Annotated in this window: 16 protein-coding genes; 3 read left to right on the plus strand and 13 right to left on the minus strand. The window is 68.6% G+C overall.

The features are described from left to right. The first annotated feature begins 62 nt into the window (after positions 1–62). Positions 63–1727 (plus strand): ABC transporter ATP-binding protein, encoded by a 1665-nt coding sequence (locus tag ACXJJ3_RS10690; protein WP_458169813.1) that lies wholly within the window; start codon positions 63–65, stop codon positions 1725–1727. After that, positions 1724–3595 (plus strand): ABC transporter ATP-binding protein, encoded by a 1872-nt coding sequence (locus ACXJJ3_RS10695; RefSeq protein WP_458169814.1) that lies wholly within the window; start codon positions 1724–1726, stop codon positions 3593–3595. The genes ACXJJ3_RS10690 and ACXJJ3_RS10695 overlap by 4 nt, the downstream gene beginning before the upstream one ends. A 43-nt stretch (positions 3596–3638) precedes the next feature. Here the strand turns inward: ACXJJ3_RS10695 and ACXJJ3_RS10700 are convergent, their stop codons facing one another. Next, complete coding sequence (locus tag ACXJJ3_RS10700) at positions 3639–4562, minus strand: RNA polymerase sigma-70 factor (RefSeq protein WP_458169815.1); 924 nt, start codon at positions 4560–4562, stop codon at positions 3639–3641. Next, positions 4562–5494: an NAD-dependent epimerase/dehydratase family protein gene (locus ACXJJ3_RS10705; protein WP_458169816.1), complete on the minus strand. Its 933-nt coding sequence runs from the start codon at positions 5492–5494 to the stop codon at positions 4562–4564. Before ACXJJ3_RS10705 ends, ACXJJ3_RS10700 begins: the two co-directional genes overlap by 1 nt. 90 nt (positions 5495–5584) lie before the next feature. Here ACXJJ3_RS10705 and ACXJJ3_RS10710 point away from each other — a divergent pair, with 90 nt between their 5' ends. Continuing rightward, a complete protein-coding gene (locus ACXJJ3_RS10710) occupies positions 5585–6736 on the plus strand; it encodes an AAA family ATPase (RefSeq protein WP_458169817.1) in 1152 nt (383 codons plus the stop codon). Here the strand turns inward: ACXJJ3_RS10710 and ACXJJ3_RS10715 are convergent. The 11 genes from ACXJJ3_RS10715 to ACXJJ3_RS10765 form a co-directional block, all read right to left on the minus strand. Then, positions 6733–7569: a hypothetical protein gene (locus tag ACXJJ3_RS10715; RefSeq protein WP_458169818.1), complete on the minus strand. Its 837-nt coding sequence runs from the start codon at positions 7567–7569 to the stop codon at positions 6733–6735. The genes ACXJJ3_RS10710 and ACXJJ3_RS10715 overlap by 4 nt on opposite strands. After that, on the minus strand, positions 7569–8291 hold the full coding sequence (locus tag ACXJJ3_RS10720) for a CDP-alcohol phosphatidyltransferase family protein (protein ID WP_458169819.1): 723 nt from the start codon (positions 8289–8291) through the stop codon (positions 7569–7571). The genes ACXJJ3_RS10715 and ACXJJ3_RS10720 overlap by 1 nt, the downstream gene beginning before the upstream one ends. Before the next feature lie 149 nt (positions 8292–8440). Then, positions 8441–8884 (minus strand): nitroreductase family deazaflavin-dependent oxidoreductase, encoded by a 444-nt coding sequence (locus ACXJJ3_RS10725; RefSeq protein ID WP_458169820.1) that lies wholly within the window; start codon positions 8882–8884, stop codon positions 8441–8443. Positions 8885–8909: 25 nt separating this feature from the next. Then, positions 8910–9371, minus strand: coding sequence for a hypothetical protein (locus ACXJJ3_RS10730; protein ID WP_458169821.1), 462 nt, complete (start codon positions 9369–9371; stop codon positions 8910–8912). Positions 9372–9419: 48 nt separating this feature from the next. Further along, a complete protein-coding gene (locus tag ACXJJ3_RS10735; RefSeq protein ID WP_458169822.1) occupies positions 9420–10514 on the minus strand; it encodes a PP2C family protein-serine/threonine phosphatase in 1095 nt (364 codons plus the stop codon). A 63-nt stretch (positions 10515–10577) separates the two neighbouring features. After that, positions 10578–11405 (minus strand): Fpg/Nei family DNA glycosylase, encoded by an 828-nt coding sequence (locus ACXJJ3_RS10740; protein WP_458169823.1) that lies wholly within the window; start codon positions 11403–11405, stop codon positions 10578–10580. A 51-nt stretch (positions 11406–11456) separates the two neighbouring features. Further along, positions 11457–11654, minus strand: coding sequence for a zinc ribbon domain-containing protein (locus ACXJJ3_RS10745; protein WP_458171879.1), 198 nt, complete (start codon positions 11652–11654; stop codon positions 11457–11459). After that, positions 11561–12445: an RNA-guided endonuclease InsQ/TnpB family protein gene (locus tag ACXJJ3_RS10750; protein WP_458169824.1), complete on the minus strand. Its 885-nt coding sequence runs from the start codon at positions 12443–12445 to the stop codon at positions 11561–11563. Before ACXJJ3_RS10750 ends, ACXJJ3_RS10745 begins: the two co-directional genes overlap by 94 nt. A 280-nt stretch (positions 12446–12725) precedes the next feature. Continuing rightward, positions 12726–13193, minus strand: coding sequence for a ribose-5-phosphate isomerase (locus ACXJJ3_RS10755; protein ID WP_458169825.1), 468 nt, complete (start codon positions 13191–13193; stop codon positions 12726–12728). Positions 13194–13210: 17 nt separating this feature from the next. Then, positions 13211–13960 (minus strand): hypothetical protein, encoded by a 750-nt coding sequence (locus tag ACXJJ3_RS10760; RefSeq protein WP_458169826.1) that lies wholly within the window; start codon positions 13958–13960, stop codon positions 13211–13213. An 82-nt stretch (positions 13961–14042) separates the two neighbouring features. Further along, on the minus strand, positions 14043–14657 hold the full coding sequence (locus tag ACXJJ3_RS10765) for a mycothiol-dependent nitroreductase Rv2466c family protein (protein ID WP_458169827.1): 615 nt from the start codon (positions 14655–14657) through the stop codon (positions 14043–14045). Between the last annotated feature and the right edge of the window lie 54 nt (positions 14658–14711).

The following is a 14711-nucleotide window of genomic DNA, read 5'->3' on the forward strand; positions in this document are numbered from 1 at the left end:
GTAGCCGAAACCTCTGGCGGCTGCGTCCCTATTTGAAGCCACACCGCTGGCGGCTTTCGGTGATGTTCACCACCGCCATGCTCGGCGTCGGTGTCAGCCTCACCGTCCCGCTGGTCACCAGGGCCATCATCGACGGTCCGGTCACCCGCCGCGAGTTGAGCATGCTGGTCCCGCTGGCGCTGCTGGCCCTCGGGCTCAGCGTCTCCGAGGTGATCCTGGTCTGGATGCGCCGCTGGGCGCAGTCCAAGACCGTCAGCGACCTCGAGGCCACTCTCCGGCACGACCTGTACGTCCGGCTGCAGTCGCTGCCGATGGAGTTCCACACCCGCTGGCAGAGCGGCCAGCTGCTGTCCCGGGTCACCACCGACCTGTCAACGATCCGCCGGTTCATGGGCTTCGGCCTGCTGTTCCTGGTGATGAACATCCTGCAGCTGATCGTGGTCACGATCCTGCTGCTGCAGCTGTACTGGCCCCTCGGCCTCGTCGTCCTGGTCGCCGCCGTGCCGATCGTCATGGTGTCGCTGAAGTTCGAGAAGAAGTACCTGCGGATCTCCCGCAAGGTGCAGGACCAGCAGGGCGACCTGGCCACCCGGATCGAGGAGTCCGCGCTCGGCTTCCGGGTGATCAAGGCGTTCGGCCGCCGGCCGCACGTCCAGCGGCAGTTCGACGACGAGGCGACCACGCTGTACCACACCGAGGTCGAGAAGGTCCGGCTCGCGAGCCGGTTCTGGAGCTTCCTCGGCGTGATCCCGAACCTGACCCTGGTGATCGTGCTGCTGCTCGGCGCGCTCGCCGTCGGCCGGGAGGCGATCACCCTCGGCACCCTGGTCGCGTTCATCACGCTGATGCTGTCGCTGGTCTGGCCGGTCACCTCGCTGGGCGCGATCCTGGCGATGGCGCAGGAGGCGATGACCGCGGCGGACCGGATCAGCGAGATCCTCGACACCTACTCGGTGATCAAGTCCGGACCGGACGAGCTCACCGGCGCCCGCGGGCACCTGCGCTTCGAGAACGTCGGTTTCCGGTTCTCCGACGACTCGACCGAGGTGCTGCACGACATCAACCTCGACCTGGAGCCCGGTACGACGCTCGCACTCGTCGGTGCCACCGGGTCCGGCAAGACCACCCTCACCGCACTGGTCCCCCGGCTGTACGACGTGACGGCGGGGCGGATCACCATCGACGGTCACGACATCCGGGACCTGTCCCTGGTGTCCCTGCGGACGGCGGTCGCGTCCGCGTTCGACGACCCGACGCTGTTCTCCATGAGCGTCCGGGAGAACCTGACGCTCGGCAGGCCCGACGCCTCTGATGCAGAGGTACAGCAGGCACTGGAGGTCGCCCAGGCCCAGTTCGCCAACGATCTCCCGTGGGGCCTGGAGACGCGGGTCGGCGAGCAGGGCATGTCCCTGTCCGGCGGCCAGCGGCAACGGCTCGCCCTGGCGCGCGCCGTACTCGCCAAGCCCGCCGTACTGGTGCTGGACGACACCCTGTCCGCGCTGGACGTCCACACCGAGGCCCTGGTCGAGGAAGCGCTGCAGAACGTGCTCTCCGACACCACCGGCATCGTGGTCGCGCACCGTGCCTCCACGGTGATGCTGGCCGACAAGGTGGCCCTGCTGCAGAACGGCACGGTCACGCACGTAGGAACCCATCAGGAACTGCTCGCGACGGTACCGGCGTACCGCCACCTGCTGGCAGCCGAGGAAGAGGAGGTGCACGCATGACGACGACCCAGCAGACACCTCCTCAGGCGCAGGATCCGAAGGACCAGCCGGAAGAGCAGAAGTGGCGGGGTCAGTTCGAGGAGGACCCGGACCGGGAGATCTCGCGCGCGACCAGCATCCGGCTGAAGGAGGACTCCCGAAAGCTGCTCGGTGAGCTGCTCCGGCCGTACCAGAAGCTGATCTGGCTGCTGGTCGTGATCGTGATCGTCGAGAACGGCGCCCGGCTCGCCGTGCCGTACCTGGTGCACCTGGGCATCGACAAGGGCATCCCGCCGATCCTGGCGGGGCAGGGCTCACAGCAGCTGATCACGATCGTCATCGCGGTGCTCGCGTCGGCGTTGCTGCAGGCGTTCGCGCGGCAGGTCTTCCTGATGCGGTCGGGACGGCTCGGCCAGACGATCCTGCTCGGGCTGCGGAAGCGGGTGTTCGACCACTTCCAGCGGTTGAGCCCGGCCTTCCACGACCGGTTCACGTCCGGCCGGGTGATCTCCCGGCTGACGTCCGACGTACAGGTCATCGACGAGATGCTGGCCAGCGGGTTCGACAGCCTGGTGACCGCGGTGCTGACCCTGGTCGGTACGTCGATCATCCTGCTCACGCTGGACCTCAAGCTCGGTCTGCTCGCGTTGCTGTCGTTCCCGGCGCTGCTGGCGCTGACGGCGTGGTTCCGGAAGCGGTCCGCGGTCGTCTACCGGCAGACCCGGGAGGCCGTCGTACTGGTCATCGTGCACTTCGTCGAGTCGATGACCGGGATCCGTGCGGTGCAGGCGTTCCGCCGGGAGCCGCGCAACGAGGAGATCTTCCACGGGGTCAACGACCGCTACCGGAAGGCGAACCTCGAGTCCTTCCGGCTGAACGCGGTGTTCATGCCGGCCATCAAGGGCGTCGGCAACATCACGATCGTCGCGATCCTGGCGTACGGCGGTTACCAGGCGTACCACGGGCACGTGACGGTCGGCGTACTGACCGCGTTCCTGCTGTACCTGCGGCAGTTCTTCGAGCCGCTGCAGGACATCACGCAGTTCTACAACACGTTCCTGTCCGCGTCGGCGGCGCTGGAGAAGCTGTCCGGCGTCCTGAACGAGACCCCGGACGTGCCGGAGCCGATCAAGCCGGCGAAGCCCGGTAAGGCGCACGGTCACCTGGAGCTGCGGAACGTCCGGTTCGAGTACGTCGACGGCGTACCCGTGCTGCCCGGACTGCAGCTCGACGTACCGGCGGGCCAGACGCTGGCCCTGGTCGGGACGACGGGTGCGGGCAAGACCACGATCGCGAAGCTGGTGTCGCGGTTCTACGACCCGACCGGCGGCCAGCTGCTGCTCGACGGCGTGGACCTGCGGGACCTGTCCGAGGACGACCTGCGCGAGCGGGTCGTGATGGTGACCCAGGAGAACTTCCTGTTCACCGGATCGGTGGCCGACAACATCCGGTTCGGCAAGCCGGACGCGACGATGGAGGAGGTCGTCGAGGCCGCGAAGGTGATCGGCGCGCACGAGTTCATCTCCGCGCTGCCGAACGGGTACGACACGGCCGTCGAGAAGCGCGGTTCGCGACTCTCGGCCGGTCAGCGGCAGCTGGTCGCGTTCGCCCGGGCGTTCCTGGCGAACCCCTCGGTGCTGATCCTCGACGAGGCGACGTCCAGCCTGGACATCCCGAGCGAGCGGCTGATCCAGCGGGCGCTCAAGACCATCCTGGCCGACCGGACCGCGATCGTGATCGCCCACCGGCTGTCCACGGTCGAGACCGCGGACCGGGTGCTGGTGCTGGAGTACGGCCAGATCATCGAGGACGGCTCCCCCGACCACCTGATCACGGTCGACGGCCACTACGCCGGCCTGCACCAAGCCTGGGAAGAGTCCCTGGCCTGACAGCACGATGAAGAAGGGGCGCAGCTACTCGCTGCGCCCCTTTTCATGTCCGGCGGGCGGCACCTGCGTCGCGGACCACCGACCAGGCGTCGGCGACCGGGCCCACGTGGTGGAGTTTGTCCGGGTTCACGACCGCGCGGATCGCCTGGATCCGGCCGTCGGCGATGTCGAGCGTCCAGGTGTTGACCACCCGCCCGCCGGCGTCCCGGAAGATCGCCCCGGGCTGCCCGTTCACCTCGTGCGGCTCCACCACGCCGCCGATCCACGCGAACGGCTCGGCCAGCCCGGCGAGCATCCGCGCCACGTTCACCGCCCCGGCGATCAGCCCGCGACCCCACTGCGGAGCCTTCCCGCCCGCATCGCCGACCAGCTGTACGTCGGCCGCGAGGAACTCCATCAATGTCCCCACATCCCCGTCCTTGAACGCGTCGAAGAACCGTACGGCGAGCTCGTCCCGCTCCCGCCGATCCGCCGCGAACCGGGGCCGCCCCGCGTCCATGTGCCGCCGCGCCCGCACCACGAGCTGCCGGCACGCCGCCTCCGACCGTCCCACCGCCGCCGCCACCTCGGCGAACCCGAACCCGAACACCTCCCGCAGTACGAACGCCGCCCGCTCCAACGGCGACAGCCGTTCCAGCAGGAGCAACGCCGCCATCGAGACGGAGTCCGCGAGCTCCGCCGCCCGCTCCGGGTCCTGGTACGGGTCGGACAACAGCGGCTCCGGAAACCACGGCCCGACGTACTCCTCCCGCCGGCGCCTGGCGGACCGCAGTACGTCGACGGCGATGCGGGCGACGACCGCGGACAGGAAGGCCTTCGTGGAGACCGGCTCCGTCGAGGTAGCGGCGTACCGGAGCCAGGTGTCCTGTACGGCGTCCTCGGCCTCGCTGACGCTGCCGAGGATCCGGTAGGCGATCGAGAACAGCAGCGGACGCAGCTCCTCGAACTGCTCCTCCTTGGACGGCATCAGCTCAGCTCAGCCTTGAAGCCCTGGCGCCACGACGGGTACTGCAGCTCCCAGCCGAGCTCCCGCTTCGCCTTGACGTTCGAAAAGCCACGCCCCTCGGTCATCATCACCACAGCCTGGTCCCCTGCCAACGGCCGTGCCAGCCACACGGGGATGCGCATCGGCGGCTTCGCACCCGCACACTGCGCCAGATACGGCAGCCAGTCACTGGCCGGAGCAGGGTCGTCGTCAACGATGTTGAACACACCGGTGACCTTCTGCTCGACAGCCAGCACCGTAGCGCTCGCAGCGTCGTCCAGGTGCACCCAAGAACTGTAACCAGTCCCACGACCGACCAACGGGTACTGGCGCTTGCGGACGAGCTCCACCTGATCGTCAATCGCACCCGGCCCGTAGAACGCGCCGTACCGCATGACAGCGCCGCCGATCTTCAGGACGAGGTCCTCGATCCGGCTGAGCGCCTTGAGGCCGATGTTGGCCGCAGTACCTTCGAGGAGGTCCAGCGGGTCGTCCTCGGTCTTGATCCAGCCGCCCTGGCGGATACCGTTCCAGCTCGCGTAGCCCTGGGCAACAAAGTGCGGTACGCCGACAGCCTCCGCGGCGGCCAGCAGGTGGTCCGTGCCTTCCGTCCGCAGCCGGTTGGTCTTCGCGAACCAGCGGTCCGGGTGCTTGATGTCCGGCTTCCCCGCATGCGTCAGCGAGATCGCCGTCATCTGATGCACGATCACGTCCGGCTTCGCCACCGCCACCGCCTCACCGACCGCGGCACCGTCCAGCCCGTCCATCACCACACCCTCGGCCCCGGCAGCCACCAACTGCTGCACCTTGGCCGCGCTGGTGGTGGTCGCCGTCACCTCGTGCCCTCGCGCGACCAACTGCGGCACCAGCCGCCGCCCCAGCACACCACTACCTCCGGCAACAAACACCCGCATCTTCACCACTCCTCGTCTTTACCCCCGAGACGAGACAGCTCCGCGCCCTGTGACACCAGGTTGTCCGAGGGCGTCTGTAGCTTGGTCATCATGCTCACGACGCTGGCAGTGGAGAACTACCGGTCGCTGCGGCGGATCGTCATGCCGCTGCGCGGACTGAACGTCGTGACGGGCGCCAACGGCACCGGGAAGTCGAGCCTCTACAAGGCGCTGCGGTTGCTGGCCGATGCGTCGCGGAACGGCGCTGTGTCGGCCCTGGCGCGGGAGGGCGGGCTGCAGTCGACGCTGTGGGCGGGGCCGGAGCACGTACGCAAGGACCGGCCGACGCAGGGGACGCGGCGGACCGGGCCGGTGACGTTGCGGATGGGGTTCGCGGGCGACGACTACGGCTACCTGATGGACCTCGGGCTGCCGATCGCGCACGGCTCGCAGTTCGACCTGGATCCGGAGATCAAGCGGGAAGCCCTGTGGGCAGGGCCGTTCCTGCGGCCGGCGGCGTTGCTGGTGGAGCGCGGCAACAGCGAGGTGCGGATCCGTTCCGCGAGCGGTGAGTGGCAGCGGGCGGGGTACAAGCTGCAGACGTTCGACAGCATGCTGAGCGAGTTCGCCGATCCCGAGCGGGCGCCGGAGCTGATGCTGGTCCGCGAACGCCTGCGGGGCTGGCGGTTCTACGACCACTTCCGGACCGACGCGACCGCTCCCGCCCGGTTGGTGCAGGTCGGTACGCGGACCGCCGTACTCGCCCCGGACGGCGCGGATGTCGCCGCCGCGCTGCAGACGGTCCGTGAGCTGGGGCCGCGCGGGGCGCTGGACGAGGCGATCGAGCTGGCGTTCCCGGGCAGTCGTGTCGAGGTCGTGAACACCGCGGGCCGTTTCGAGATCGCGTTCCACCAGCACGGGCTGCTCCGGCCGTTGTCCGGCGCCGAGCTGTCGGACGGCACGTTGCGGTACTTGCTGTGGGTCGCCGCCCTGCTCACGCCGCGACCGCCCGAGCTTCTGGTCCTCAACGAACCCGAGACCAGCCTGCACCCCGACCTGCTGCCGGCCCTCGCCAACCTGGTCGTGACTGCCGCCAAGGAGACCCAGGTGATCGTGGTCTCGCACTCGCGCCCGTTCATCAGCGCCCTCGAAGCACTCTCCCCCGACCTCCAGACCATCGAACTGGTCAAGGAGAGAGGCGCCACCACCATCACCGGCCAAGGCCCACTCGACGAGCCGCCCTGGAAGTGGCCGTCCCGTTAGTGCTTGACGCTCTCGAACCGGACGAGGATCACCGAGCCCGCGGCCGAGAGCAGGAAGCCGATGATGGCGGCCGGCCACCAGCCGGAGCGGACGGCGTCGTTGAGAACGAAGACGCCGACGGCAGCGGGTGTGATGGTCTGCAGGGCGATCATCGGGGTCGTTGCCAGCGTCACCGAACCGCGCTGCAACGCCAGCGAGTACAGGATGAACGCGAACGCCCCGCTGATCGGCAGCGTGTACAGCGTCGGGCTGTGGAACAGCTCGCTGATCGACCCGTCCTGGAGCAACCGCGCCGAGATCGCGACCCCGGCGTACCCGAGGCCGGCCAGCAGGCCGAGCAACGCGGTCGACGCGCCGTGCTGCGAACGGCTCGCGACACCACCCAGTACGGCGATGGTCACCAGGCCGACGACGATCCCGACGACGAGTCCGTGGTGCTGAGCGCTCGCACCCGCATCACCCGCGGCCACCGCGAGCAGGCCGAGCCCGACGACGACGCCGATCACCGCGGACCACTCGAGCGTGCTCAGCCGGTCCGACATCAACCGGGTCGCCAGCAACGCCGTGACCACCAGGCTGACCGCGATCCCCGCCTGGGCAAGGTACAGCGGCAGCAGCCGCAGCGCGACGAAGTGCAGGCCGAAACCGGCCAGGTTCAGCGCCAGTGCGCCGAGGAACGCGGGCTGCCTGAGCAGCTTGACCACGAACCCGCCGAGCCGCCGCGGATCCAGCTCCGACTCGGTCGGCACCTTCCGCGAACCGACCGCCTGCAGGATCGCGCCGACACCGAACAGCACCGCGGCGCCAAGCGCCGCCCCCAGACCCAGAGCCACTACGCGACGACCCTACGACGCCAGGTCAGGTACAGGCTCAGGGTCGCGTAGTACACGAGGTAGGCCAGCGAGAGCACGACCACGACCGCGTTCGGGTGCGGCATCTGCGCCAGGAGCACGGCGTACGACGCCAGCCAGATCGCCGTGGTCAGCAGATTCATCGAGCGGAACGCCTTGGTCCGCGACGGGTACACGTACTTCACCGGGATGAACACCAGGATCGAGAACGCGACCAGCAGGACGCCGGTGACGACCGGGCTGAGGCCGAGCACGATGATGTAGAACGCGACCACGTTCCAGTAGCTCGGGAAGCCGAGGAAGAAGTGGTCCTCGGTCTTCGCGTCGACCCGGCAGAACTGGTAACTGGACGCCAGCAGCGGCAGCGCACCGAGGACGGCGCCCCAGGTCCCGGCCGGGAGGTACCCGCCGGTCCAGAGCAGCACGATCGGCGCGAACGCGTACGTGAGGTAGTCGACGATGTTGTCGAGCATCGCGCCGTCGAACCACGGGATCGTCTCCTTGACCCGCAGCCGGCGGGCCAGCATCCCGTCGGTCCCGTCGATCACCAGGGCCGCGAGCCCGAGCCAGAGCGCCCGGACGGCGTCGCCGTCGATGGCGGCGATCACGATCAGCAGCGCGAGCACCGTTCCGCTCGCGGTATAGGCATGCAGTGCAAGTCCGGCCAGACGCAACCGCGTCGACCCGACGAACGGTTCCCGCACCGCGTCGTGTGTGGTCAGGACAACTCCCAGAACTCAGCCGACGCCAGGCGCCGGACCGGGTCAAGGTGAACCCGGCCGCCGCCAGCGTCTCACAGCCCTGGTCCCGCTCCGGTCACCGACCGTCATCCGGAGCGGATCTTTGCAAGGACTTAGTCGACCGGCTCGAGCACGAAGACCGGGATCTTGCGGCTGGTCTTGGTCTGGTACTCCGCGTACGGCGGGTAGGCGGCGACGCCGCGCTCCCACCACTGGCCGTACTCGGCGCCGTCGATCTCGCGGGCGACGTACTCGCCGGTGACGTCGCCGTCCTGGAGGGTGACCTTCGGGTCGGCCTTGAGGTTGTTGTACCAGACCGGGTTCTTCGGGGCGCCGCCGAGCGACGCGAACGCGGCGTACACGCCGTCGTGCTCGACGCGCATCACCGGGACCTTGCGGATCTTCCCGGACTTCACGCCGCGCATCGTCATCAGGACCACCTTCATGCCCTGGACGCTGACCGCGTCGGTGGTGCCGGCCTCGGTGACCTTGTCGACCTGGTCGCGGACCCAGCCGGCGGTGCTCGGCACGTACTCGTCGTCAGATTTCGATGTCATGTCACCAATCCTAGGCGCAAACCCCTCAGGACGCGCAGGACCGCAGCTGAGTGGCGGTGGCGATGGTGCCCTCGATCCACCGGCGGCGCAGGAAGTGCGCCTTCAGCAACCGGTGGATGCCGTCCAGCACGACCAGCCGGCCGCGGTACGCGACCAGGTTGATCGGGAAGTCCAGGTCCGCGTCCATCACCCGCTGGTAGTGCGCGCGGAAGTTCATCGGTGTCTCCGCGACCTGGTGCGGCGTGACCTTGAACCGCTCCCCCTCGAGCTGCCACAGCGGCAGGTCGAACATCCAGACCAGGTCCGCGACCTCGACCGGCTCGACCTTGAGATCCAGCTCCCACACCTTCGCGAGTTGCCAGTGGTACGGCGGAAACACCTCGCGCAGCGCGTCCGGCATCATCGCGACCAGCTCGTCGAACGAGACGTCCGGCGCGGCCCGGTCCGCGTCCGGGTCGAACGTGTCGCCCAGCCCATCGATCGTCACGACGGAGCAGGCTACGCCATCGCACGGACAGTTATGGCGGCTGATGCCTCAGGCATGGGCCTGGCGGTGGATGATCACGATCGCCGAGTCGTCGCCAGGCCCGCCGGCGGTCGCGACCAGCTCCTGGGCGGCGCCCAGGAACCCCTGCGCCACCAGCCGTTCGGCGTGCCCGACCAGTCGGTCGGTGCCGCGGCCGATGTCCCGGCGCGGCGTCTCCACCATCCCGTCGCTGTACAGGAACAACGCGTCGCCGAGCTTCAGCTGCCCGTGGTTCACGTCGAACTCCGGCGCCTCGACCAGCCCGAGCAGCGGCCCGTCCGCGTCCCGCGTCTGCCACCGCCCCGACCACGCGTCGAACTGGATCGCCGGCGGATGCCCGGCCGTCCGGACGTCGAACTCGCCGGTCGCGAGGTCGATCGCGACATGGACGACGGTGGCGAAGTCGTCGTCCCAGTCCTGGCGTCGGAGGTACCGGTTCGCCGACGGCAGGAACTCCTCCTCCGGTACGACGCCCAGCAGCCCGCCGAACGCACCGGACAGCAGCAGCGCCCGGGTGCCGGCGTCGATGCCCTTGCCCGAGACATCGACCAGCGCGACCTCGAGCGTCTGGTCGTGCACCGTCGACACCACGAAGTCACCGGAGAACGTCGACCCGCCGGCGGACTGGATCGCGACCTCGACCCGCCACCCGGCCGGCAGCCGCGGCATCTCGCCCTGCGCGGTGAGCGTGTCCCGCAACTCCATCAGCATCGACTCGCCGCGGGTCCCCGGCACCCCGAGCCGGCTGCGCACCTTGGCGCTGGTGATCATGATCCAGCCGACCACCAGCAGCACCAGCACGAACCCGAACCGGGGCAGCGTCGGGCCGCGGGACAGCACGACGTACGAGCCGAAGATCGCGGTGATCGCGGACAGCGCGACCAGTTCGCGGAACTGCAGCAGGACACCGCCGACCACCAGCGGCACGATCAGGAACGAGGCCGGTACCAGGTTCGGCCAGGCGAGGCTGGCGATCGCGATCACCAGCTGCAGCAGCATCAGCAGGACGAACGCGACCCGGTGCGAACGGCGGGCACGACGGCCCAGCGCCTCGACCCGGCGGCCGATGCGTCGTACCAGCGCAAGACCGCCGCTCTTCCTCATGGTGTGAAGAAGATAACGGCACCACTCGGTCCGCGCATCAATTCGAGACACAACCGAACACTGTCAGCTCTTGCGCGTGAGACCGGTTCGCTGGCATTTGGGACACCAGAACAAGTTACGGCCCGCAAGGACCTTCGTCCGAATCACCGACTGGCAGACGTGGCATCGTTGCCCCTGGCGCCGGTACACGTACACTTCGCCGCCGTGGTCGTCCTGCCGCGGATCGCGTCCCATCGCCTCCGGGGTGTGGTCGTCGGCAACGGTGTCGATCCGCCCGGTCTCGACGCCGTACTTCATCAGCTCGAGCAGGTCGTCCCACATCCCCTGCCACTCGCGCTTCTTCAGCACGTTGCCGGGCGTCATCGGGTTCAGCTTCGCCCGGAACAGCACCTCGGCGCGGTACACGTTGCCGACGCCGCTGAGCACGTCCTGGTTCATCAGCAGCTGCCCGATCGGCAGCTTGCTGCGGTGGATCCGCTTCCAGGCGAGCTCCGGGTCGGCGTCGTCGCGCAGCGGGTCCGGGCCGAGCCGGCCGATGAGCTTCTCGCGCTCCTCGTCGGTGATCACCTCACACACCGTCGCGCCGCGCAGATCGGCGTACGCCGTGGCGTTCTGCAGCCGGACCCGGACCGCGCCGACCGGCTCGGGAACCGGGGCCGGCCTGATGTCCATCTTGCCGATCAGGCCGAGGTGGATGTGCAGCCAGCCGCCGCCCTCGAAGTCGGCCAGGAAATGCTTGCCGTGGGCCTCGGTCTGCCGGAGCACGCGGCCGTCGAGCAACGCGGCGCCGTCCACGAACCGGCCCTGCGGGCTGGACGTCCGGACGACGCGGCCGCCGAACGCGTCCCAGACGTCGTTCGCCAGCCGGTGCAGGGTGTGACCTTCAGGCATGATTCCTCATTTGGCGTCCTCCCCGACCTCACGGCCAGGGATTTCTCACTGCTACGCAGACGGAGCAGGTTGTGGTTCACACTTCAGCGAGACCTGTACGGGCGTCTCTCGGCGTGCACTGACGGCTCGTCCAGCCGCGATATTAACTGGCGCGTTCACATCCGCGTTCGCCTGGTGGCCGCAGCCCACGCATCGGAATACCGTTTGACTCTCGCGGCTTCCCGATGCGCAGTGACCGCAGACAGCCAGGACGCCGCGGCTGAGTCCGGCCTTGGCACGGCGCCGGTTGGGCAGGTACGCACCTGGCCGTTCGGGTTGGGCCTGGACTTCGGTCTCCGGGTCATCTGGCCGATCCGAAGGTCCTCCCCACGGATCACGTCGAAGCGCCGGGCGAGGTCGGTGCTCGTCTTCTCCGTCCAATCCTTACGCCGGTCACCGTCCCGTGCGCACAGCTTCGCAATCGCAGCCTTCACCCGCTGACGGCGCTTGGAACCCGGACTGCAGCGGGCAAGGCGGCGCTGCAGGTGTTTGAGGCGAACCTGCTCATACCCAGACAGGTCAGGGCACTTGAGCAGCTCGCCGGTGGACAGTGCTGCCGAGACGGTGACGCCACGATCCACACCGACGACTGCGCCGGTGCCGGGCCCGGGGATCGGCATCGGCTGAGCAGCAAACGCAAGATGCCAGCGGCCGGCCCGGTCACGCGTGATCCGATAAGACTTGGCTTCAGATACGGCTCGGGACAGCCGAAACCGCACCCAGCCGATCTTGGGCACGTTCACAGCCGCCCACCTCCGGTTCAGCTTGACCGCCTGGTCGAAGTCTCGCAGTGCTTGCTGCTGAATGATCTGTGCTCCCCCGCGCAACCAGTCGAACGCGGCGCGCGCCTCCGTCAGTTGCCGACACTGCTTGACATAGCTCGGCGTGGGCCCTTTCTCGGGGGTCCACATCGACCATTGCTCGACCGCAAGATTCCAAACGTACCGAGCATGCTTGCACTGCTCGAGCAACGCAGCCCCCTGCACGGGCGTCGGATACATTCGGAACCGGGACATCCTTCTACCCAATCAGCCACTACCGACAGTTCCTCTTGAAGGGAGGCAGTCGCGGCGCTGGCCGCCCGGAGCGGCGGGCAGATCCGCGGCCGACCCAAATGACGGACGGAGCGAAAGCGCGCCTGGCCGGCCCGGCCGTGGTCGGCACCGGGCGGAGCATGCGGGCGAGGGACGTGTCCAAGCCCCGGCAGCCCGTGCACCGCCGGCCGGTCCTGCCGGAGCCCGCACCGAACGACCAGGGCAGTGACAGTCAGCGCAGTAGCAGTCAGGGCAGGGGCGGGAGCTCGCCGGTCGACTCGTAGCCGGAGAGCATCTCGATCCTGCGGGTGTGCCGCTCCTCGCCGGAGTAGTCGGTCGCCAGGAACGTGTCGACGAACCCGGTGGCCTCCTCCTCGCTGTGCATCCGGGCGCCGACGCTGATCACGTTGGCGTTGTTGTGCTCGCGGCCGAGCCGGGCGGTGTCGGTGCTCCAGGCCAGGATCGCCCGGACGCCCTTCACCTTGTTGGCGGCGATCTGCTCGCCGTTGCCCGAACCACCGATCACGATGCCCAGGCTGCCCGGCTCGCCGACCACGGCCTGCCCGGTGCGCAGGCAGAACGGCGGGTAGTCGTCGACGGCGTCGTACGCCGCCGGACCGTGGTCCACGACGTCGTGCCCGGCAGCGGTCAGGTGCTGCACCAGGTGGTTCTTCAGTTCGAATCCGGCGTGGTCACAGCCGATGTGCACTCGCATGGCCAGCAATCTACTTGTCAGCCCACCGGCACCCGTACGCCGCCCGGTACCGTCAGGCCCGCGGTCAGCCGGTTCACGTCGGCATAGGCCTGCTCGTACGGCGTTCCGGACGGATGCAGCGTGTACACGGCAACGATCGTACGGTCGTCCGTCCCGACGGTCCCCGTCGTGTGCAGGGCCTCGCTGACGAGGTCAACGGAGGACTCGGGCTTGGCCATGTCGGTCCGGTAGCCGCTGGAGCCGTGGAACCCGGACCAGCCCTGCTTGATGCTGAACCCGGGCGCGAACACCGACGCGATCCCGAAGTACTGGTCGAAGCCGTCGGTGCCGTTCCGCGTCGCCTGGTGCAGTTGGCCCATCACGAACTCCCGGACCGGCCGCGGTGCCTCTTCCAGCAGATACCGGTAGATGCGGACCGTGTCGGCGGCCGTGATCGCGACGTACCCCCAGAAGCCCGGGTGGGTCGCGGGCGGCCCGGCCGTGTGTGTCAGCCCGAGCCGCCCGACCATCCGCTCCACCAACGCCGCGCCGTCGCGCTCTTCCCAGTAGTAACTGGCCGCGTCGTCGTCGCTACTGCGCAGCATCACCTCGAGCCGCGCCCGGTCCGCGTCCGGTACGGCGTACTCCGGGCCGCGGTCCCAGAAGAAGTCGAGCGCGATCAGCAGCTTCACCACCGACGCCGAGCGGAACTGCTGCTCGGCGTCCTGCTGCTGGACGAACCGACCGGTCTGCCGGTCGAACACCGCAATGCCTGCCGTCAAGGCCATCTGAAACCTACTCACCCACTGGACGGATTCCTGAGTGAGCAACTTTCACCGTAGTGACGGCTCCAGTTCAAGCCCTGAACCGTCAGTCGAAGATCGGACCGCGGTCCCGGGTGCGCTTGATCTCGAAGAATCCTTCGGTTCCAGCCACCAGCCGGACGCCGTCCCAGAGCTTGCCGGCCGCCTCGCCCTTCGGCGCGGGCGTCACCACCGGGCCGAAGAACGCGGTGCCCTCGACCGCGATCACCGGCGTACCGACCTCCATGCCGACCTGGTCCATGCCGGCGTGGTGGGACTTCTTCAGCGCGTCGTCGTACTTGTCGGTGCCGGCCGCCTCGGCCAGCGACTCGGGCAGCCCGACCTCGGCCAGCGCCTCCCGGATCAGCCCGTCGACGCCGTCCACGATGCCGCGGCCCTCGATGTGGATCCGCTTGCCGAGCGCGGTGTAGAGCGGCAGCAGTACGTCGTTGCCGTGGGCTTCCTCGGCCGCGATCAGCACCCGCACCGGGCCCCACGCGTTGGTCAGGAAACTCCGGTAGTTCTCCGGGAGCTCGTCCCGGCCGTCGTTCAGGACGGCGAGGCTCATCACGTGCCAGGTCGTCTTCACGTCCCGGACCTGCTCGACCTCGAGCATCCAGCGAGACGTCATCCACGCCCAGGGGCAGGCGGGGTCGAACCAGAAATCAGCGGAGGCTGTCATATTCACCATCATACAAAGTTGAAGAACACGGATACCGTCTTGGTATCCAATACC

It is taken from the genome of Kribbella sp. WER1 (genome assembly GCF_054189145.1).

What these genes read in the sequence shown, in the direction of transcription:
- ACXJJ3_RS10740 (WP_458169823.1), bottom strand. Translation starts at nt 11,405, where the DNA reads ATGCCTGAAGGTCACACCCTGCACCGGCTGGCGAACGACGTCTGGGAC.
- ACXJJ3_RS10705 (WP_458169816.1), bottom strand. Translation starts at nt 5,494, where the DNA reads ATGCGGGTGTTTGTTGCCGGAGGTAGTGGTGTGCTGGGGCGGCGGCTG.
- ACXJJ3_RS10690 (WP_458169813.1), top strand. Translation starts at nt 63, where the DNA reads ATGTTCACCACCGCCATGCTCGGCGTCGGTGTCAGCCTCACCGTCCCG.
- ACXJJ3_RS10760 (WP_458169826.1), bottom strand. Translation starts at nt 13,960, where the DNA reads ATGGCCTTGACGGCAGGCATTGCGGTGTTCGACCGGCAGACCGGTCGG.
- ACXJJ3_RS10725 (WP_458169820.1), bottom strand. Translation starts at nt 8,884, where the DNA reads ATGACATCGAAATCTGACGACGAGTACGTGCCGAGCACCGCCGGCTGG.
- ACXJJ3_RS10695 (WP_458169814.1), top strand. Translation starts at nt 1,724, where the DNA reads ATGACGACGACCCAGCAGACACCTCCTCAGGCGCAGGATCCGAAGGAC.
- ACXJJ3_RS10735 (WP_458169822.1), bottom strand. Translation starts at nt 10,514, where the DNA reads ATGAGGAAGAGCGGCGGTCTTGCGCTGGTACGACGCATCGGCCGCCGG.
- ACXJJ3_RS10750 (WP_458169824.1), bottom strand. Translation starts at nt 12,445, where the DNA reads ATGTATCCGACGCCCGTGCAGGGGGCTGCGTTGCTCGAGCAGTGCAAG.
- ACXJJ3_RS10700 (WP_458169815.1), bottom strand. Translation starts at nt 4,562, where the DNA reads ATGCCGTCCAAGGAGGAGCAGTTCGAGGAGCTGCGTCCGCTGCTGTTC.
- ACXJJ3_RS10765 (WP_458169827.1), bottom strand. Translation starts at nt 14,657, where the DNA reads ATGACAGCCTCCGCTGATTTCTGGTTCGACCCCGCCTGCCCCTGGGCG.
- ACXJJ3_RS10755 (WP_458169825.1), bottom strand. Translation starts at nt 13,193, where the DNA reads ATGCGAGTGCACATCGGCTGTGACCACGCCGGATTCGAACTGAAGAAC.
- ACXJJ3_RS10710 (WP_458169817.1), top strand. Translation starts at nt 5,585, where the DNA reads ATGCTCACGACGCTGGCAGTGGAGAACTACCGGTCGCTGCGGCGGATC.